The sequence below is a fragment of the Halomonas sp. 328 genome, from assembly GCF_015645095.1.
Lineage (GTDB): Bacteria > Pseudomonadota > Gammaproteobacteria > Pseudomonadales > Halomonadaceae > Bisbaumannia.
Genome location: NZ_JADOTW010000010.1, coordinates 107,769 through 127,436 on the forward strand (window position 1 = coordinate 107,769; position 19,668 = coordinate 127,436).

The following is a 19,668-nucleotide window of genomic DNA, read 5'->3' on the forward strand; positions in this document are numbered from 1 at the left end:
TGCCTCGTCATCACCCGAGGAGACACGGATGACGACGCTGCACGGCCCTCACGCTCCCCAGGCTCCCCAGCGCGGGGAGCCCGCCGGGGAGCTACGCCTCAACCGCCACCGCCCCGGCATCAAGGCCAAGCCGCTGCCGGCCCCGGAGGCGGCCCTGGACGACCCGGCCCTGTATATCAATCGGGAACTCTCCCACCTGGAGTTCAATATTCGGGTACTGGAGCAGGCCCTGGACCCGGCCCACCCGCTGCTCGATCGCCTGCGCTTCCTGCTGATCTTCTCCTCCAACCTGGACGAGTTCTTCGAGATCCGCGTCGCCGGCTTCAAGCATAGCCTGGCCCTGGGCCGCGAGGAGAGCGGTGCCGACGGCCTGCCGGTGCCCCAGGTGCTGACGGAGATCTCGCGGCTGACCCATGAACAGGTGGAGCGCCAGTACCGCATCCTCAACGAGCTGCTGCTGCCGGCCCTGGAGGAGCAAGGCATCCGCTTCCGGCGCCGGGAGGCCTGGAGCGACGAACAGTCGGCCTGGATCAGGGAATATTTCGAGTCGCGGATCCAGCCGGTGATCAGCCCCATCGGCCTGGATCCCTCCCACCCCTTCCCGCGACTGGTCAACAAGAGCCTCAACTTCATCGTCGAGCTGGAGGGCAAGGACGCCTTCGGCCGCGAGGGGGGCCTGGCCATCCTCCCCGCCCCGCGCTCCCTGCCGCGGCTGATCGCCCTGCCCGAGGCCCTCTGCGAGGCGGGGGTGAAGGAGTATGTCTTCCTCTCCTCGATGATCCACGCCCATGCCGACGAGGTCTTCCCCGGCATGCGGGTCCAGGGCTGCTACCAGTTCCGCCTGACCCGCAACGCCGACCTCTCGGTGGACCCGGAGGCGGTCTCCGACCTGGCCTCGGCACTAAGGGGCGAGTTGCTGGCCCGGCGCTACGGCAGCGGCGTGCGCCTGGAGGTGGCCGACAACTGCCCGGAGGCGCTGGCCGACTTCCTGCTCAAGCAATTCGACCTGGGAGAAAGCGACCTCTACCGGGTCAACGGCCCGGTCAACCTGACCCGCATGATGGCAGTGATCGACGACGTGGCACGGCCCGAGCTGGTCTATCGCCCCTTCACCCCGGGCCTGCCCAAGGCGCTGAGCCGGGGCGGCAGCCTCTTCGATGCCATCGCCGGCGGCGATATCCTGCTCCACCACCCCTTCCAGTCCTTCGCTCCGGTGGAGGACCTGCTGGCGGAGGCGGCCCGGGACCCGGAGGTGCTGGCCATCAAGCAGACCCTCTACCGCACCGGCGCCGACTCGCCCATCGTCGGCGCCCTGGTGGAAGCGGCCCGGGGCGGCAAGGAGGTCACGGTGGTGATCGAGCTGCGGGCACGCTTCGACGAGGCGGACAACCTGGCCCTGGCGGCCAGGCTGCAGGAGGCCGGGGCCATCGTCATCTACGGGGTGATGGCCTACAAGACCCACGCCAAGCTGTTGCATATCGTGCGCCGGGAACGGGGCGGACTGCGCTACTATGCCCACCTGGGCACCGGCAACTATCACACCAAGACGGCACGCCTCTACACCGACTACAGCCTCTTCACCGCCGACCCGGTCCTCTGCGAGGACGTCTTCCAGCTCTTCCAGCAGCTCTCGGGAATGGGCAAGCAGCGGCGTATCGAGGCCCTGCTACACGCCCCCTTCACCCTCCACGAGGGACTGGTGGCGATGATCGACCGGGAGGCGGAGCATGCCCGCCAGGGACGCCGCGCCCACCTGATCATCAAGTGCAACTCGCTGACCGAGCCCAAGCTGATCCGCGCCCTCTATCGGGCCTCCAAGGCGGGGGTGGAGTGCGACCTGATCATCCGTGGCCAGTGCTGCCTGCGCCCGGGGGTCCCAGGCATCTCCGAGAACATCCGGGTGCGCTCCATCGTCGGGCGCTTCCTGGAACATACCCGGGTCTTCTACTTCCATAACGATGGCCAGGGGGAGGCATGGGGCTCCAGCGCCGACTTCATGACCCGCAACATGTTTCACCGGGTGGAGACCTGCTTCCCGCTGCGCGACAGGAAACTGGCCGCCCGGGTACGCAAGGACCTGGAGACCTATCTGGTGGATAACTGCCAGAGCTGGCTGTTGCAGCCCGACGGCAGCTACATCAAGCAGCACCCCGGCGAGGCGGCGCCGATCAGCGCCCAGGAGACCCTGCTCTACGCCTATGCCGCCAAGGCATAATTCGGGCTGCCCGGCTTACAGGGGCCGGCGAGAGGGACCTCGGTCCGGCCCGACGCGTCAGTCGCGAGCGTAGCGTCAGGGTTTCGTCCTGGAGAGGAGCGAGCCGGCAAGCCCGGCGGGTACGCGGGATATTGCTAGCCGCTTAGTCAGGACTTGTTAAAGGCCTGCAGATCCTGGGGATCGAAGCCCTCCACGCTCTCCGGCAGGCCCCGCTCGGCCCGCCACTGGCGCACCTTGAGGCGCTCCGCCAGCAGTTCGCCATCGTCGTCCAGGGTGCGGCCGTTGAGCTCCGCCAGCTGGGCCATGCCCTGGTGGTAGAAGGTCAGCAGATGCAGCGCCGAGTTATTGCCCTGCTCCACCGCCTCCCGCAGCGAGCCGAGATAGCCGCTGACCCGGGAGAGGTGTGCCTTGAGCTGCCACACATAGCGCACCTCACTCATCCACTCCCGCTCCTTGAGGGCGGCGAACAGCAGGCTGGTGGCGATCAGGCCCAGCAGCACCCCCAGGGCATTGAGCCATAGGCTGGAGCCGAAGGCGTAGACCAGCAGCTGCGAGAAGAGCAGGCCGAAGACCAGCAGCTGGGCGGCCATGGCCACGCTGATCAGGCGCGCCTTGCGGCGATAGGTCTCGGGGTCGTGGGTCTCGAAGCGGAACATCATCGGCGAAAGGTCCTGGGTATCACGGGATGGCTGCCGATTATCCCGTGATACCGCTCCCGGGTAAAATCAGCCCAACCGTTCCGCCGCCAGATGCAGCAGATGCTCGGTGCTCTCCCAGCCCAGGCAGGCGTCGGTGACCGAGACCCCGTAGCGCAGCGCCCCGGGCTTGAGTGGCTGCTTGCCCTCATGCAGATGGCTCTCCAGCATCACCCCGCAGAGTGCCGTCTCGCCGGCCAGGCGCTGGGCCAGCACGTCCAGCAGTACCTCGCCCTGGCGGCGATGATCCTTGCGCGAGTTGGCATGGCTGCAATCCACCATCAGGCGCGGGCTCAGCCCCGCCTCGCTCAGCGCCCGGCGCGCCTTGGTCACGTGAGGGGCCTGGTAGTTGGGCTCGCCGTGGCCGCCACGCAGCACCAGGTGGGTATGGGCATTGCCCGGGGTGGTGCGCATCACCGGCTGGCCCTCGGTCCCGAGGGCGAAATGGTGGTGGGCGCGGGCGGCGGCCTGGATGGCGTCGATGGCCACCTGGATACCGCCATCGGTGCCGTTCTTGAAGCCCACGGCGGCGCCCAGGCCACTGGCCAGCTCCCGATGGATCTGGGATTCGGTGGTACGAGCACCGATGGCGGCCCAGGCCAGCAGGTCCTCCAGGTAGGGGGCGATCATCGGCTGCAGCAGCTCGGTGGCCACCGGCAGCCCCAGGTCGATGACCTCGCGCATCAGTTCCCGGGAGAGCGCCAGCCCATGGGGCATGTCGTCGCTGCCGTCCAGGTGGGGGTCATAGGCCAGCCCCTTCCAGCCCACGGTAGTGCGCGGCTTCTCCACATAGACCCGCATCACCACCAGCAGGCGCTCGGACAGCGCCTCGGCCAGCGGCGCCAGGCGCCGGGCGTACTCCAGGGCCGCCCTGGGGTCATGGATGGAGCAGGGCCCCACCACCACCAGCAGGCGCTCGTCGCGCCCCTCGAGGATGGCCTGGATGGCGTCGCGCTGGGCGGCGACGCGGGCTTGCTGGCCGGCGTCCAGTGGCAGGCGCTGACGCAACTGGGCGGGGCTGGGCAGGCTCAGTTCCGACGGTTCGGTCATGGCGGCTTGGGAGGGCTCGGCAAGGGCGAGGTGGGCATTCATCGTAACGAACTCCGGTCATGGCATCGGTTGGTATGGCCACCCAGAATCACCCGGCCGGAGGTGGCAGCTGATGCCGACCGAGCGCCGCTAAATCGCCAGCCACCGTAGCCGTAATAGGCCAGGGAAGCGGAGCGAAGGGCGGCATAGGGATCACGGTCGAACATCGGCTGACTCCTGTCAGTTACTCGTTATGCACTTCCCGGAACGCAGAACCCCCGGGCGGGGCTGCCGTCCGGGGGTTCGATACGCTGGCGGCAACCCGTTGCGGGGCGCGCCTGGTGGCTGGGCTCAGCGCCTGGCCACCGGCACGCCGGCGCTAAACCAATAGCCATAACCCCACCAGCCGGCGCCCAGCACGCACTCGCCGCCGAAGGCGGTGAGAGACAGCGGGGTCGGATGGGTAGGCTTGGGCATCGGGGGCTCCGTCGCGAATGGGAATCTTCGTTACATCCTACACGGCCCAGGCCGCTTGGCAACCCCCGGCCATGCCAGGTCTATCACAGTAAGGGCTTCCTCCTGTGGGTGCCACGGGCCTTAGCCAAAGAGCTTGACCAGGGCCATGGTGCCGGGCAGCGCCGCCATGCCGAGGAAAACCACCAGGCCGATCACGACGATCAGCACACCGGTATCGTCCTTGAAGTTGGGATCATGGGCCATCGTCTCGCTCCTTCAGTCAACGAATTCATCTTCAGTCTAGCCGCCCCGGAGGAGCGGCCCTCAACGCAGGTGACGACCGCCATCCACCGGCAGGGTCACTCCGGTCACGTAGCGATTATCCAGCAGATAGCGCAGGCTCTGATAGATCACCCCCGGGCCCGGCACCATCTCCATCAACGACTTGGCCTTGGCCTTCTCGGCATAGGCCGCATCGTCCCCCTCGTTGAGCATGATCAGTGCCGGGGCGATGGCATTGACCTGGATGCCCGGGGCGTACATGGCGGCGAACGACAGGGTCAGGTTGTCGAGGCCGGCCTTGGTGGCGGCATAGGCGGCATGCTTCTTCGAGCCCTTGCGCACCACGTAGTCGGTCATGTGCACGATATCCCGCTGGGGCTCGCTGCACGCCTCCAGCAACTCGCGGCAATGCAGGTTGATCAGGTAGGGCGCCTGCATATGCACCCGGAACAGCCGCTCGAAGTTGGCGCCCGCCTCGCTCCCGGTGGAGTCGGCCGCCCAGTCGCTGGCGTTGTGCACGATGGCGCGCAGCGATCTCGTCTCGGCCTTGAGCCGGGCGATAAAGTCGAGGATTCCCGCCTCGCTGGCAAAATCGGCCGCCAGGGTCACCACGCCGCGACGGCGCAGCTCGTCGAGTTCCGGGCGCTCGCGGCGATAGCTGATGATCACCGGGTGGCCGTCGTCGAGCAGTCGCTCGGCGCAGTGACGGCCCAGGCGCTGGGCGCCACCGGTGATCAGGATCGGCGAGGCACTCACGATGACGCCTCCTCCAGGCCGGGCAGCAGCGGCTCCCGGGGGGCATAGGCGAAGACATCGGAGAAGACCCGCGGCGCCTCCAGGCCCAGGGGGGCCAGCACGTCCAGGCAGGCATAGACCATGCCCGGCGAGCCGGAGAGGTAGACGTCGTGACCGGCCACCGAGCCGAGTTCCTGCTTCAGGGCCGCGTCGACGCGCCCCACATGGCCCTGGATACGCTCGCCGTCGAAGGGCTCCTCCGGCGCCACCTCCATCACCCCGTGGAAGTGGAAATGAGGGTGACGCTCGGCCCACTCCCGGGCCAGGCTCTCCAGGTAGAGATCGCGGCGCTCGCGCACCGCCCACCACAGCTGGATGGGCCGCTCATGGGCGGCGAAGGCCGCCTCCAGCATCGCCTTCATCTGGGCGAAACCGGTGCCGGCGGCGATCAACGTCAGGGGACGCCGGCTGTCGCGATCGAGGACGCAGTCGCCACTCGGCAGGCGCAGGGTCAACTGGGCCGCGTGCTGCATCACCTCGCGCAGCCGCGCCGAGTTGGAGCGCTCCGGCCAGTGCTGGATATGCAGCTCCAGGATGCCGTCATCCACATGGGCGTTGGCGATGGAGAAAGGCACCCAGGTGCGCTCGTCGAGCTGCAGCTCCAGGTACTGCCCCGGGGCATGGGACAGCGCCTCGGGCCGCCCCTCCAGGGTCACGCGGAAAACGTCGGGGGTGAGATCCTCCACCGCCGCGACATGGCAGGTCACTGTCCTGGCCGTCATGATGTCCTCTTGTGGTTGGTCGCCGGCAGTTCGATGCCCAGCTCGTCCCAGCGGGCGTCGACCCGGGCCTTGATGGCCTCGTCCATCACGATGGGGGTACCCCACTCGCGGTCGGTCTCGCCGGGCCATTTGTTGGTGGCATCCATGCCCATCTTGGAGCCGAGCCCCGCCACCGGCGAGGCGAAATCCAGGTAGTCGATGGGCGTGTTCTCCACCAGCAGGGTGTCCCGGGCCGGGTCCATGCGGGTGGTGATGGCCCAGATCACGTCTTCCCAGTTGCGGGCGTCCACGTCATCGTCCAGCACGATCACGAACTTGGTATACATGAACTGGCGCAGGAAGCTCCACACCCCCATCATCACCCGCTTGGCGTGGCCCGGGTACTGCTTCTTCATGGTCACCACCGCCATGCGGTAGGAGCAGCCCTCCGGGGGCAGGTAGAAGTCGACGATCTCCGGGAACTGCTTGCGCAGGATGGGCACGAAGACCTCGTTGAGGGCCAGCCCCAGGATCGCCGGCTCGTCCGGCGGTCGCCCGGTGTAGGTGGAGTGATAGATGGCGTCGCGGCGCATCGTCATGCGGGTCACGGTAAATACCGGGAAGGACTCCACCTCGTTGTAGTAGCCGGTGTGGTCGCCATAGGGCCCTTCCGGGGCCATGTCCTCGGGGTAGATAAAGCCCTCGAGGATGATCTCGGCGGAGGCCGGCACCTGCAGGTCGGCGTGGCCGCACTTGACCAGCTCGGTGCGCGAGCCCCTCAGCAGCCCGGCGAAGGCGTACTCGGAGAGGCTATCCGGCACCGGCGTCACGGCGCCGAGGATGGTGGCCGGGTCGGCGCCCAGCGCCACCGCCACCGGGAAGGGCTCGCCGGGATGGGCCTGCTGGAACTCCTGGAAATCGAGCGCGCCGCCGCGGTGGGAGAGCCAGCGCATGATCAGGCGATTGCGGCCGAGCTTCTGCTGGCGGTAGATCCCCAGGTTCTGGCGCTTCTTGTGGGGCCCCTTGGTGACCACCAGGGCCCAGGTGACCAGGGGCGCGGCGTCGCCGGGCCAGCAGTGCTGGATGGGCAGGCGATCCAGGTCGACGGCGTCGCCCTCCAGCACCACCTCCTGCACCGGGGCCTTGCTCACCACCTTGGGGCCCATGCTCAGCACCTGCTTGAAGATCGGCAGCTTCTCCCAGGCGTCCTTGAGGCCCTTGGGCGGGTCCGGCTCCTTGAGGTAGGCGAGCAGCTTGCCCACTTCGCTCAGCGCCGCCACGGAGTCTTCGCCCATGCCCAGGGCCACCCGGCGCGGGGTGCCGAAGAGGTTGCCCAGCAGGGGCATGTCATGGCCCTTGACGTTCTCGAACAGCAGCGCCGGGCCGCCGGCCCGCAGGGTGCGATCACAGATCTCGGTGACCTCCAGGTAGGGGTCCACCTCGGCACGAATCCGCTGCAGCTCGCCCTGGGCTTCCAGGGCCGCGATAAAGTCCCGCAAATCCTTATATTTCACAGGGTTATTCCCTATGGCTAAACGGCAAAGGGGCAGCATAACATGCTGCCCCTTGGCGTTACTGCTGATTCCATCGAGTCAGGGCCACTACACAAGGCCTAGGCGAGGAGGCGGGCGGAGCAGAGCAAGGGTCATGTGCCAGGGGTGAGGAGCACTGCTCCGAACGGGCTGGCCAGGGATGGCCAGCACCGGTCCTGCAAGCGGAGCAGGATGCGAGAGCGCCGCAGGGCAAATGTAGCGCCCAGGGAAGGGTTCACCGCGCCTTGCGAAGCCTGCCCCCAGGTTAGCCCCGAGCCTCCCCGGGAGCTTGGTGCGCCCCGATCATCGAGTCAGTGAGTCGCTTGACCGGTTGGCACACCCGCTATTTTCCAACGCCGTATCGCCGAGCGTAGCAGGCCAGAATCAACGCCGCTTCATGGCCTCGAAGAACTCCAGGTTGGTCTTGGTATCCTTCAGCCGATCGATCAGGAACTCGGTGGCCGCCACGTCCTCCATGGGATTGAGCAGCTTGCGCAGGATCCACATGCGCTGCATCTCGTCCTCGGAGGCCAGCAGGTCCTCGCGGCGGGTGCCGCTGCGACGGATATTGATGGCCGGGTAGACGCGGCGCTCGGCGAGCTTGCGGTCCAGGTGGGCCTCCATGTTGCCGGTGCCCTTGAACTCCTCGAAGATCACCTCGTCCATCTTGGAGCCGGTATCCACCAGCGCCGTGGCGATGATGGTCAGGCTGCCGCCCTCCTCGATGTTCCGCGCCGCACCGAAGAAGCGCTTGGGCTTCTCCAGGGCATGGGCGTCGACCCCCCCGGTGAGTACCTTGCCGGAACTCGGTACCACGGTGTTGTAGGCCCGCGCCAATCGGGTGATGGAGTCGAGCAGGATCACCACGTCCTTCTTGTGCTCCACCAGGCGCTTGGCCTTCTCGATCACCATCTCGGCGACCTGGACGTGGCGCGCCGGCGGCTCATCGAAGGTCGACGCCACCACCTCGCCACGCACCGTGCGCTGCATCTCGGTGACCTCCTCGGGCCGCTCGTCGATCAGCAGCACGATCAGGTGGCACTCGGGATTGTTGCGAGTGATGGAGGTGGCGATGTTCTGCAACATCAGCGTCTTGCCCGCCTTGGGCGGCGAGACCAGCAGGCCGCGCTGGCCCTTGCCGATGGGCGCGGTGAGGTCGATGATCCGCGCGGTGAGATCCTCGGTGGAGCCGTTGCCGATCTCCATGCGCAGCCGCTCCTGGGGGAACAGCGGCGTGAGGTTCTCGAAGAGAATCTTGTGCTTGGCGTTCTCCGGCTTGTCGAAGTTGATCTGGCTGACCTTGAGCAGGGCGAAATAGCGCTCGCCCTCCTTGGGGGGCCGGATCTTGCCGGAAATGGAGTCGCCCTTGCGCAGGTTGAAGCGACGAATCTGCGACGGCGACACATAGATGTCGTCGGGACCGGCCAGGTAGGAACTATCGGCGCTGCGCAGGAAGCCGAAACCATCCTGCAGAATCTCCAGCACGCCGTCGCCGTAGATATCCTCGCCGCTCTTGGCGTGCTTCTTGAGGATGGCGAAGATGATGTCCTGCTTGCGCGACCGGGCCAGGTTATCGATACCCATTTCACGGGCGATATCCAGCAGTTCGGGGACGCTCTTTTGCTTGAGTTCGGTAAGGTTCATGGATTCGTTCAGAAATTGCTCGTGTCAGCGTGACGGCAAGGCGCCGGGAATCGACAGGAGGCGGTGACGATGCGCCGCGTATGATGCGTTCAGGGCCCTGGCATCCACTCGCTGGATAGGCTCGATCGACTAGGCCCGGGAGCCTGGGGCGATCATGAGATCGAGGGAAGCGCTGTTGCGGTTCATGACGGGATAACGAACGCCTGATTCAGCGGCTCATGCTGGCGAGGCGCAACATCATGAACGGGAAAGCAGCGGGCTGTCTGACGACTTGGAAGCTTGACCGGGCGCGGACGCCACTCAGGGTCGGAAAGCATTCGGAACAGGCGAACGACTCGATGGTAGTCAAGCTCAACGGCAAACGCAAGTGCTGGCAATTGACAAGGTTCCCGGGGCACCGCACCCTTGACCCGAACCGCATGCAAGGACCTCCCATGAGCAGGACGCCCGCCCCTCCCCGGCGCCTCGCCGCCATCGACCTCGGCTCCAACAGCTTCCACCTCCTGGTGGCCAACTACCACCAGGGTCGCCTGCAGGTGGTCGCCCGCCTCGGCGAGAAGGTCCAGTTGGCCGCCGGCCTGGATGCCACCGGCCGGCTGGACGAGGCGGCCATGGAGCGGGCCCTGGCCTGCCTGGCGCGCTTCGCCCCCTTCCTCGAGGGGACGCCCAAGTCACAGCTGAGGATCGTCGGCACCAATGCCCTGCGCGCCGCCCACAACAGCCAGGACTTCATTCGTCGCGCCGAGGCCCTGCTGGGCCACCCCATCGAGATCGTCGCCGGCCGCGAAGAGGCGCGTCTGATCTATCTGGGGGCCGCCCATGCCCTGGCCGAAGTCCACGGCCGGCGCCTGATCGTCGATATCGGCGGCGGCTCCACCGAGTTCATCATCGGCGAGGCCTTTGCCCCCCTGGCGCTGGAGAGCCTGCATATGGGCTGTGTCAGCTATACCCGGCGCTTCTTCCCCGACGGCGAGCTCGGCGAGAAGCCGATGCGCCAGGCGGAGCTGGCCGCCCTCTCGGAACTGGCCAATATCCGCCGCCATTACCGCCAGCTGGGCTGGGCCGACCCGGTGGGCTCCAGCGGCACCATCAAGGCCGCCGCCGCGGTGCTGGCCGCCAGCGGCGACTGTCCGGAGGGACTGATCACCCGGGACGGGCTGGCGGCCCTGCGCCGGCGGCTGCTGCGTTGCAAGCGACTCGACAAGGTGGCCATGGAAGGGCTCAAGGCGGATCGTGCCGCGGTCTTCCCCGCCGGGGTCGCCATCCTCAATGCGGTCTTCGAGGCCTTCGGGCTGGAGGAGATGCGCTTCGCCGATGGCGCCCTGCGCGAGGGCGTGCTCTACGACCTGGTGGGACGCCACACCTCGGAGGATTCGCGGCTGCCGACCCTCGCCGACCTGCGCCAGCGCTACTGCGTGGATGGCCGCCAGGCCGACAACGTGGCGGCCTGCGTGCGCCAAATGCTGGATCAGGTAAGCGATGCCTGGGCCTTTACCACCGAGCAGCGGGAGTTTCTCGACTGGGCCGCCCAGCTCCACGAGATCGGCCTGGCGATCTCCCATAGCCAGTTCCACCGCCACGGCGCCTACCTGCTGGCCCAGGGAGACCTGCCGGGCTTCTCGCGCCCGGAGCAGCAGGCCCTGGCCTTCCTGGTGCGCGCCCACCGGCGCAAGTTTCCGGCCAAGGAGCTGGCCCAGTTGCCGGAGGCCCTGCAGGCAGACTATGCCCGCCTGGCACGGCTGCTGCGCCTGGCGGTACTGCTCAATCATTCGCGACCGGAACGGGCCCCGGAGGACTTCCGTCTCGGCGCCGATGGCGAGACCCTGACCCTGGCGCTGGGCAGCCAGCTGGAGGAACAGGCCCTGCTCAGCAACGACCTGGCGCAGGAGCGCGCCTATCAGGAGGGAGCCGGCTTCGTCCTGACGATAGCGCCCTCGAGTTAACCCGCGCCCGGCCCCCGGCCCCGCCACCCTTCGGCCACCGCCAGCCAGCGCGCTTCGCCCGCCTCCAGCACCGCCACAGGCTCGCCTGCCGCCCAGGCCACCAGCAGCCACTGCCGCCGCCAGGGCGGCAGCCCCCACTCCTGAAGCAGCCGCTTGAGGTCGCGCCGGCCGCGACCGGCCAGGCGCAGCCGCTCGCCGCCGAGGCGGGGCCGCACCACCAGCGCCGGCGTCTCGCCCTCGGCCCGTTGCAGGGCGACCGCCAGCGCCCCCCGGGGGCCGGGCAGCGGCACGGCCCCCGACCATTCCAGGGACCAGTCACTCGCCAAAGGGCGTTGCGGCGCCAGCAGATAGAGCGCGCCCCGCCAGCACCGCGCCTCGGCGCCGGGCCAGGCGACCCGCACCTCGGCATCGGGACGGGACGCCAGCTGCGCCAGCAGAGTCTCCAGGCGGGCCGCCGGGGGCGGCGACAGCCCCAGCCGCTCGCAGGCGTGACGAAGCAGCAGGCGCTGGCGGGGCCACGACAAGGCGACCAGCCCCGCCACCGGCAATCGCGCCGGATCATTGCCCAGGGCCGCCAGCTGTTCTGCGGCCAGTTCCCCGAGCAGGGCGTCCGCCTCGCCGGCCCGGGCCGCGGTGCGGGACAGCCGGGCGGCGGCGCCGGGCCAGCGGGCCTCGAGGCACGGCAGCACCGCATGGCGCAGGTAGTTGCGATCCTGGCGGGTCTCGGCGTTACTGGGATCCTCCACCCAGGCCAGCCCCAGCCCCTCGGCGACCCGGCGCAGCTCGGCGCGGGAGACGCCCAGCAGGGGGCGCTGCAGGTACCGGCCTCGCCAATCGCGGCTCGCCGGCATCGCCGCCAGGCCGCGCACGCCGCTACCGCGCAGGGCCGCCAGCAGCAGTGTCTCGGCCTGATCGTCGCGATGCTGGGCCAGCCACAGGGTCTCGCCGGGGGCCACCCGGCCGGCGAAGGCGCCGTAGCGGGCCTCCCGGGCGGCCCCCTCCAGGCCCAGGCCACTCTCCCCATCGACGCGGACCCGCTCGACGAACAGCGGCACCCCCAGCCGCGAGCAGAGCCGCCGGCAGTGGGCCTCGAAGCCATCGGCGGCTTCCTGCAGGCCATGGTGTACATGCAGGGCATAAAGCGGGCGGGGATGGCGGCGACAGGCCTTCGCCGCCAGGCTCAGCAGCAGGGAGGAATCGAGCCCGCCGGAGAAGGCGACCCAGACGACGCGCCCCGGCGGGGTCTCCGCCAGGGCGTCATCGATCAGGGCTTGCAGGGACATGGCGGATTACGCCGGGGCTCCATAACTCATGAGCCTTGCATAACGGCGCTCGAGCAGCGCCTCGGTATCCAGGGCCTCGAGGCGATCCAGGCTGGCCAGCAGCGCCTCCTTGACCCGCGAGGCGGTGGTGATCGGATGGCGATGGGCGCCCCCCAGGGGCTCGGGGATCAGGGTATCGACGAAGCCCAGCTCATGCAGCCGCTCGGCGGTGATGCCCATCGCCTGGGCCGCATCGGAGGCGCGCTCGGCGCTCTTCCAGAGGATGGAGGCGCAGCCTTCGGGGGAGATCACCGAGTAGGTGGAGTACTGCAGCATGGCCAGCTCGTCGCAGACGCCGATGGCCAGGGCCCCGCCGGAGCCCCCCTCGCCCACCACGGTGGAGAGGATCGGCGTCTTGAGCCGCGACATCACCGCCAGGTTATAGGCGATGGCCTCGGACTGGCCGCGCTCCTCGGCGTCGATGCCCGGGTAGGCCCCCGGGGTATCGATAAAGGTCAGCACCGGCATCTTGAAGCGCTCGGCCATTTCCATCAGGCGGCACGCCTTGCGGTAGCCTTCCGGACGCGGCATGCCGAAGTTGCGACGCACCTTCTCCTTGACGTCGCGACCCTTCTGGTGACCGATCACCATCACCGGCTTGTCGTCGAGGCGGGCGATGCCGCCGACGATGGCGGCATCGTCGGCGAAGTGGCGATCGCCGTGCAGCTCGTCGAAGTCGGTGAAGACGTGCTCCAGGTAGTCCAGGGTGTAGGGGCGCTGGGGGTGACGCGACAGCTGGGAGACCTGCCAGGGGGTGAGGTCCTTGAAGATCGACTCGGTGAGCTTCTTGCTCTTCTCCTCGAGCTTGGTGATCTCGTCGTTGATATTGATCTTGCTGTCATTGCCGACCAGGCGAAGCTCCTCGATCTTCGCCTGCATCTCGGCAATGGGCTGTTCGAAATCAAGATAGTTGGGGTTCATAGGCTCGGCTTGGTTGGCACCGGCCAGTGCGGCCGCCGCGGTCAACGGAAATTGTCGCAAGATAGCCTGGCATTATCGCAGCTTGTGTGTGGGGCGCAAGGCACCCCTGCCACGTCCACAACGCGGTCTAGCGGTAACTTAGCCCCACCCCGTCCTGGCCCTCGACCTCGCGCAGGGCGATCAGCAGGTCGTCGCTGGGAGCCACCCGCCAGGCCTCGGCCAGCTCCAGCCAGCCGCCGGCCTGCTGATTGCGATAGTGGAGGCGTACCGGCAGCCCCTCGGCGCTGCGGTAGGGCTCGAGGCTCGCCTCCAGGCTGCGGATCAACCGGCCATTGGCACGCTGGCCGTCGATACGCAGCTCCACCGCCTGGGCGTAGCGGGTGCGCGCCGCCACCATGGGGGTGACCTCCTTGCCACGCAGGCGCAGGCCGCCGGAGTAGTCATCGCTGGAGACCTCACCCTCGATGATCAGCACCTGGTCGGCCTCGATCTGGCCGCGCAACTGGTCATAGAGCTCGCCGAACAGCGAGGCCTCGATGCGCCCGGTGCGGTCGTCCAGGGTCAGGAAGGCCATGGTGTCGCCGCGCTTCGACTTCATGGTGCGCACCCCCACCACCAGGCCGGCGATCCGCTGGGGCTCCCGGGAGGGGCGCAGGTCGGCGATGCGGGTGGCCACGAAACGCTTGAGCTCCTGCTCATACTCGTCAATGGGGTGACCGGTGAGGTAGAGCCCCAGGGTCTCCTTCTCGCCGCCCAGGCGCTCCTTGTCGGTCCACTCGCGCACGCCGCGGTAGTCGGCATAGACATCGCCGCCCTCGGCCTCGTCGGCGAAGGCCTCGCCGAACATGTCCATCATGCCGAGGTTCTGGTTGGTCTGGGTCTGGGCGGCGGCCTTGAGGGCATCGTCCAGGGCCGCGGTCAGGACGGCGCGGTTGGGGCCCAGGTTGTCCAGGGCGCCGGAGCGGATCAAGGCCTCCAGGGTGCGCTTGTTCATGCGCTTGGGATCGACCCGCCGGCAGAAATCGAAGAGGTCCTGGAAGGGGCCCTCCGCCTCCCGGGCCTCGACGATGGCGCCGATGGGGCCCTCGCCCACGCCACGAATGGCGCCCAGGCCATAGACCACCCGCGCCTGGGTATCCACGGTGAACTTGTAGGTGCCGACGTTGACGTCCGGCGGTGTCACGGTGAGCTTGAGGCTGCGGCACTCCTCGATCAGCGGCACCACCTTGTCCAGGTTGTCCATCTCGGTGGACATCACCGCCGCCATAAAGGGGCCCGGGTAGTGTGCCTTCAGCCAGGCGGTCTGATAGGAGACCAGGCCATAGGCCGCCGAGTGGGACTTGTTGAAACCGTAGCCGGCGAACTTCTCCACCAGGTCGAAGATGTTGCCGGCGAGATCCTTCTCGATCCCGTTGGCCGCGCAGCCCTCCATGAAGCCGACCCGCTGCTTGGCCATCTCCTCGGGCTTCTTCTTGCCCATGGCGCGGCGCAGCATATCCGCCTGGCCCAGGGTGTAGCCCGCCAGCACCTGGGCGATCTGCATCACCTGCTCCTGGTAGAGGATGATGCCGTAGGTGGGCTCCAGCACCGGCTTGAGCCATTCGTGCTGGTAGTCCGGGTGGGGGTAGGAGATCTCCGCCCGGCCATGCTTGCGGTTGATGAAGTCGTCGACCATGCCCGACTGCAGCGGGCCGGGACGGAACAGGGCGACGAGGGCGATCATGTCCTCCAGGGAGTCCGGCTGCAGGCGCTTGATCAGCTCCTTCATGCCGCGGGATTCGAGCTGGAAGACCGCCGTGGTCTCGGCACGCTTGAGCATCTCGAAGGTGGGGGCGTCATCGAGCGGGATGGCGTCGATGTTCAGCGGCCCCTCGCCGGCGGCGGCGCGCACCTTGTCGACCATCTCAAGGGCCCAGTCGATGATGGTCAGGGTACGCAGGCCGAGGAAGTCGAACTTGACCAGCCCGGCCTCCTCGATATCGTTCTTGTCGAACTGCACCACCAGGCCACTGCCGTCCTCGTCGCAGAGCAGGGGCGAGAAGTCGGTGAGCTTGGTGGGGGCGATCACCACGCCCCCGGCGTGCTTGCCGGTGCCCCGGGTGATGCCCTCGAGCTTCCTGGCCATCTCCCAGATCTCGGCGGCCTCCTCGTCGTTGTCGAGGAACTCCTTGAGGGCCGGCTCCTGCTCGATGGCCTTGGCCAGGGTCATGCCCACCTCGAAGGGGATCAGCTTGGAGAGCTTGTCGCCCAGCGAGTAGGGCTTGCCCTGGGCCCGGGCCACGTCGCGCACCACCGCCTTGGCGGCCATGGTGCCGAAGGTGACGATCTGCGACACGGCGTTGCGGCCGTAGCGGTCGGCCACGTAGTCGATGACCCGGTCGCGCTTCTCCATGCAGAAGTCGACGTCGAAGTCGGGCATGGAGACCCGCTCCGGGTTGAGGAAGCGTTCGAAGAGCAGGTCATACTCCAGCGGATCCAGGTCGGTGATCTTCTGGGCATAGGCCACCAGCGAGCCGGCCCCGGAGCCCCGCCCTGGCCCCACCGGCACGTCGTTGTCCTTGGCCCACTGGATGAAGTCCATCACGATCAGGAAGTAGCCGGGGAAGCCCATCTGGATGATGATATCCAGCTCGAAATCGAGACGCTGGCGGTAGCGGGCATCGATCTCGGCATACTCGGCACCGTCCCGGGGGTACTTGTCCGCCGGGTAGAGGAAGTCGAGGCGCTCGGTCAGGCCGTCATGGGAGACCTTGCGGAAGAACTCGTCCTGGGTCATGCCCTCGGGGATCTCGAACTCCGGCAGGAAGATCTCGCCCAGGCGCACGTCGACGTTGCAGCGAGCGGCGATCATCAGGCTGTTCTCGAGCGCCTCGGGGATGTCCGCGAACAGCTCGGCCATCTCCGCCGGGCTCTTGAGGTACTGCTCCTCGCTATAGCGGCGCTCGCGGCGCGGGTCGTCCAGGGCTCGGCCCTCGCCGATGGCCACCCGGGTCTCGTGGGCCCAGAAGTCCTCCTTGTCGATAAAGCGCACGTCGTTGGTGGCCACCACCGGGGTGCCGGTCTCGGCGGCGAGCGCCACCGAGAGGTGCAGGCACTCCTCCTCGTACTGACGGCCGGTGCGGGTCAGCTCCAGGTAGAAGCGTCCCGGGAAGGCGGCATTCCACTCCCCCAGCAGGGCCCGCGCCTCGTCCGGGTGATCGCTGAGCAGGTGGCGACCGATCTCGCCCTCGCGCCCCCCGGACAGGGCGATCAGGCCCCCGCTCTGGGCGACGATCCAGGCCTTCTGCAGGATCGGCTGCCCCAGCCGCTGCCCTTCCATCCAGCCCCGGGAGATCAGCTCGGTGAGGTTGCGGTAGCCCTCCGCGTCCATGGCCAGCAGGGTCAGGCGGTAGGGGTGCGCCTCGTCATAGTCGTTGTGCAGCCAGAAGTCGGCGCCGATGATCGGCTTGAGCCCGGCGCCCTGGGCCGACTTGTAGGCCTTGACCAGGCCGAAGAGGTTGGTCTCGTCGCTGATGGCCAGGGCCGGCATGCCCATCTCGGCGCTCCGGGCGATCAGCGGCTTGAGACGCACCAGGCCGTCGACCAGGGAGTATTCGGTGTGTACGCGGAGATGGACGAAGCTGGGGCTCATAGACGACTCGTGGGGCTCGCTTGGGGTCGGAAAACGCGCAGAGATAATGCCAGATTCGGGGCCGACCTGTCCCGGTTTCGACCAGAACGGTCAGGGCTATCGCAGTGTCGGCCCTGCCAGGGCCCAAGCCATCATCGAAGGGCGCCCTTAGGAGCACCCAGAATATATCTGGCACCAGTGAGGGCCGGCTGAACGAGACCCTGGGGAGCGACCTGATCTGCGAGGCGTGATACGCACAGGGCACCGCAGTCCGGCAGCCATCAGCAGCCCTAGCGATCGGGACCACTTGGTTTTACTATTCCTGGACCGTGATCTAGGAGGATTTCGATCACCAACCCCATAAGTCAGAGGAAGGAACCTTGAACATTACACGCAAGACTCGCCTACTGGCCTTCTCAGCCCTACCCGTCCTAACCGCCTGTGGCGACTCCATTCCGCAGGCAACCGATGAGCAACTCCTCACCCTGCTCGGCAACAGCAGAGAAGTTCGCGGAGAGCAGCTTCCCCCAAGCATTCCCCGCAGCGTGGAAGAGTGCGTCCGCCTGCTATCTGGTTTGGAAGATGAAGTCGTCAAGGACATCCCCGCCGAGTTCCTCGGACAGATGAAGGCAGAATGCCGCAGTGGACTACGAAACCATCTCGAAGATCCTGAGCGTAATCCCATGGGACTGGAGTTGGCTCACTTCGATGAGCGCGAGCTTGGGGAGCGCATCAGCGACCTCGCCGAGCCATCGCGGGAAGCCGCACAGCAAGCGGCGACTGAGGCGCAAGAGCGCTACCGTCAGGCGCAGATCGATGACGCGAAGGAAGCGGTGGCGGGCCTGCTGTCGTCGCTCGACGAGCGCCTCGCTACGTTCAACAATCTCTGTTCGGAACTGAGTGACTCCAGGGAGGCAGCACAGGCCCAAGGAATCTCACTGCCCACCAATCTGCGCTATTACACTCCGCCTCCTTGCAACGGCCATTATGCCGAGCAGCTCAGGACACAGGCAGAGAACCTCGAAGAGCGGTTGAGCTCGATACAACCCAGCACCGGTAGCTTGTTCTTGATGCCGCATCTCGGCGCTGCGGACCCCGAGCGGCTTGATGGCTTCCAGGAAGATCTCGAGAGCAGCATCCAGGAAATCCAGGGACTTTTGCAGGATTCATAACCCAGCCCTAGGAACTAGAAAAAAAGCCCCAGATATCCAAGTTAGACACCTGGGGCCGAGCACATTATGTACAAGGAGTGGGATACCGAACAACCTCATGCTCCCTTCGCTGCTTGCTCACATGCTGCCCTGATATAATCTCATTTATCTTCTCCACCATCTCTCCAAGCAGCTCGCTATCTATTTCTCCCATCTCCCTCTCAATAACACAATCTGTAATCAAGCCTAGCTCTCGGTAGACGGAAAAATAGCTAAACTCGGAAAAATAGAGCTGAGGAAGCTTACCAAATCCTTTTGAATCCACATCCCTAGGAAGCCTCTCCGACAACAAACCCAGCCTACCCTTAACACCTGGATTAAGAATAGCTTTTTCCTTTATATCTCTCCAAAACTCCGTATCTACCCGCCCTCCAAGATAGTGCATGTGAATAAACTCAGCAATATCAAAAAACGCATCTCTCACTCTACCATTAAACCTGTCGACCCCCCTACCTCCAATTAAATACCCATTTTCATAGACAAGCTTAGAAAAATCATTAAGCTGAGAAATAGTTTGCCCAATAGACGTTGCCTCTAGTGGCTCGACAAAGCCCGCACAAAGCCCTACAGACAGAACATTACCAGATAAAACCTCTTGCTGAACACCAGACTTAAAACTGTGTGATATAGGAACATCTATCTCGGTTCCAAAATATTCTTCAACTTCCAGCTTGGCTAGATTTTCATCACAGTGTTGAGATGAGAACACATACCCGCATCCCGATCTATCCTTTGTCGGGATTACCCACATCCACCCATGCTTCATAGCTATAGCATCAGTCAGCAACGAGAACCCTGTTAGTTCATGCGGTAGGAAAAACCCTATTGCTCTATCAACAAGCAGGTGGTCAAAGCTATTATACTTAAATCCATGAAGTTTCGACGAGACTGCTCGACGCATTCCTGAACAGTCCACCACGAAGTCTGGCTCTATATAACCACCCTCTTTAAACAACAGTTTTCTTACCTTACCACAAGGAGAAATCTCAACATCAGATACGTTACCATCTATATGAAAAACACCTTTTGACAGCGCAATTTCTTTAAAATATGCGGCCACTTTTTTTGCATCAAAATGGTATCCGAACCTAACAGAACTATCATGCAGCCGAAGATACTCCACTACCTCTTCGACACTCCTCCCTTCATTCACAAACCTTTTAAATGGAGAGTTATCAGGAATGTGATCACCACCATACCCTAAGAGGGGCCATGCGACCTCCGAGCCATTGACTCCTGGATTCATAGAATAACCGCAGCACTTTGGACCACGCGGTAGAAGCAAGAGGGCCAGCGCCGGTACCCTCCCTGC

15 protein-coding genes are annotated in these 19,668 nt (G+C 65.9%); 3 read left to right on the forward strand and 12 right to left on the reverse strand.

Features of this window, described 5'->3' with window-relative positions:
* Positions 1–28: 28 nt before the first annotated feature.
* Complete coding sequence (ppk1, locus tag IHD13_RS06895; protein ID WP_195860301.1) at positions 29–2,215, forward strand: polyphosphate kinase 1; 2,187 nt, start codon at positions 29–31, stop codon at positions 2,213–2,215.
* Positions 2,216–2,361: 146 nt separating this feature from the next.
* On the opposite strand, the gene IHD13_RS06900 is transcribed toward ppk1, so the two are convergent.
* The 8 genes from IHD13_RS06900 to rho form a co-directional block, all read right to left on the reverse strand.
* Complete coding sequence (locus IHD13_RS06900; protein ID WP_195860302.1) at positions 2,362–2,874, reverse strand: DUF3087 family protein; 513 nt, start codon at positions 2,872–2,874, stop codon at positions 2,362–2,364.
* A 66-nt stretch (positions 2,875–2,940) separates the two neighbouring features.
* A complete protein-coding gene (locus tag IHD13_RS06905) occupies positions 2,941–4,002 on the reverse strand; it encodes a 3-deoxy-7-phosphoheptulonate synthase (protein WP_195860303.1) in 1,062 nt (353 codons plus the stop codon).
* 288 nt (positions 4,003–4,290) lie between these two features.
* Entirely contained in the window at positions 4,291–4,416 is a 126-nt protein-coding gene (locus tag IHD13_RS18440) for a hypothetical protein (protein ID WP_268246221.1), read from the reverse strand.
* A 120-nt stretch (positions 4,417–4,536) separates the two neighbouring features.
* Positions 4,537–4,659, reverse strand: a complete 123-nt coding sequence (locus tag IHD13_RS18445; protein ID WP_268246222.1) for a hypothetical protein — start codon at positions 4,657–4,659, stop codon at positions 4,537–4,539.
* 60 nt (positions 4,660–4,719) lie between these two features.
* Positions 4,720–5,433, reverse strand: a complete 714-nt coding sequence (gene folM, locus IHD13_RS06910; RefSeq protein ID WP_195860304.1) for a dihydromonapterin reductase — start codon at positions 5,431–5,433, stop codon at positions 4,720–4,722.
* A complete protein-coding gene (locus tag IHD13_RS06915; RefSeq protein WP_195860305.1) occupies positions 5,430–6,194 on the reverse strand; it encodes an NAD(P)H-flavin reductase in 765 nt (254 codons plus the stop codon). The genes folM and IHD13_RS06915 overlap by 4 nt, the downstream gene beginning before the upstream one ends.
* Positions 6,191–7,687, reverse strand: a complete 1,497-nt coding sequence (gene ubiD, locus IHD13_RS06920) for a 4-hydroxy-3-polyprenylbenzoate decarboxylase (RefSeq protein ID WP_195860306.1) — start codon at positions 7,685–7,687, stop codon at positions 6,191–6,193. The genes IHD13_RS06915 and ubiD overlap by 4 nt, the downstream gene beginning before the upstream one ends.
* A gap of 402 nt (positions 7,688–8,089) precedes the next feature.
* A complete protein-coding gene (rho, locus tag IHD13_RS06925; RefSeq protein WP_195860307.1) occupies positions 8,090–9,349 on the reverse strand; it encodes a transcription termination factor Rho in 1,260 nt (419 codons plus the stop codon).
* A 434-nt stretch (positions 9,350–9,783) separates the two neighbouring features.
* Here rho and ppx point away from each other — a divergent pair, with 434 nt between their 5' ends.
* Complete coding sequence (gene ppx, locus IHD13_RS06930) at positions 9,784–11,292, forward strand: exopolyphosphatase (protein WP_195860308.1); 1,509 nt, start codon at positions 9,784–9,786, stop codon at positions 11,290–11,292.
* Here the strand turns inward: ppx and tilS are convergent.
* The 3 genes from tilS to dnaE all read right to left on the reverse strand — a co-directional run bounded on the left by tilS (position 11,289) and on the right by dnaE (position 17,166).
* Positions 11,289–12,575, reverse strand: a complete 1,287-nt coding sequence (gene tilS / locus IHD13_RS18450; protein ID WP_195860309.1) for a tRNA lysidine(34) synthetase TilS — start codon at positions 12,573–12,575, stop codon at positions 11,289–11,291. The genes ppx and tilS overlap by 4 nt on opposite strands.
* A 6-nt stretch (positions 12,576–12,581) precedes the next feature.
* Positions 12,582–13,535 carry an acetyl-CoA carboxylase carboxyl transferase subunit alpha gene (accA, locus tag IHD13_RS06940; protein WP_195860310.1) on the reverse strand — a complete coding sequence of 318 codons (954 nt, stop codon included), beginning with the start codon at positions 13,533–13,535 and terminating at the stop codon, positions 12,582–12,584.
* Positions 13,536–13,662: 127 nt separating this feature from the next.
* Positions 13,663–17,166 carry a DNA polymerase III subunit alpha gene (dnaE, locus tag IHD13_RS06945; protein ID WP_195860311.1) on the reverse strand — a complete coding sequence of 1,168 codons (3,504 nt, stop codon included), beginning with the start codon at positions 17,164–17,166 and terminating at the stop codon, positions 13,663–13,665.
* A 359-nt stretch (positions 17,167–17,525) separates the two neighbouring features.
* Here dnaE and IHD13_RS06950 point away from each other — a divergent pair, with 359 nt between their 5' ends.
* Positions 17,526–18,317: a hypothetical protein gene (locus tag IHD13_RS06950; RefSeq protein WP_195860312.1), complete on the forward strand. Its 792-nt coding sequence runs from the start codon at positions 17,526–17,528 to the stop codon at positions 18,315–18,317.
* A gap of 64 nt (positions 18,318–18,381) precedes the next feature.
* Here IHD13_RS06950 and IHD13_RS06955 read toward each other — a convergent pair.
* A partial coding sequence (locus IHD13_RS06955; protein ID WP_230086177.1) for a tryptophan 7-halogenase occupies positions 18,382–19,668 on the reverse strand: 1,287 nt, incomplete at its 5' end.